This is a genomic window from Vibrio harveyi NBRC 15634 = ATCC 14126 = KCTC 12724 (assembly GCF_001591145.1).
GTDB lineage: Bacteria > Pseudomonadota > Gammaproteobacteria > Enterobacterales > Vibrionaceae > Vibrio > Vibrio harveyi.
The window spans coordinates 1-651 of the sequence record NZ_BCUF01000164.1; the positions used below are offsets into that span (position 1 = coordinate 1).

Here is a 651-nt window from a genome sequence, read left to right on the forward strand (position 1 = left end):
GATTGTTATACATTCTGTTTCCGCAAGCTCTGGACAATAATGTCGTTTTGCCTTTGTAGCATTAGCACTTCCGCACCAACTTTCATCTCATGCCAACAGGAAAATGAAGTATTGGTAGCAATAAACGTGTTCCATGCATCAGAGTTAAGATCATCTTGTGTTTGCAGTTCTACACCAGAGTACTCGACCATTGATTCCAAATCAGAGAAGTTAGAGTGCTTTTTTATAAAGTCGGGCGACAAAAGTTGATTGAGTAGAAATGTATTTTCAACTCTTTTAGACACTTTCTTTTCACACTGAACACACAAGAAGTATGATTGAAACTCTCCTTTCCATTCAGAGATTTTCATGCGAGTCGTAAACGGCTTCTTACAACAAGAGCAGTTTTGCGCTTTTAACGAAGCTTGTTTGTTTATTTTGTTAAAACACTTCTTACATAGGGCAAGCTTAGCCCCACCTTTTTCAAGAGTATATCTATTCTGTTTCCTATGACTGATTACTTCATTACATTCACAACAAACTGACTGCTTTTTGTCCATGTAATATATGCATATAAAAACAGCTCCGATACCACTAAATATTAAGGCTATAAGATCGTTGGTTTCCAAATACTGACTCCGAATGTATAACGCCCTGCTAAGGGGTGAGCAA

General features: G+C 37.5%; 1 protein-coding gene. It reads right to left on the reverse strand.

All coding sequences use genetic code 11. From position 1 onward, the window contains the following. Positions 1-5: 5 nt before the first annotated feature. The coding region (locus VHA02S_RS25015; protein WP_061788482.1) for a hypothetical protein at positions 6-651 on the reverse strand (646 nt) is incomplete at its 5' end.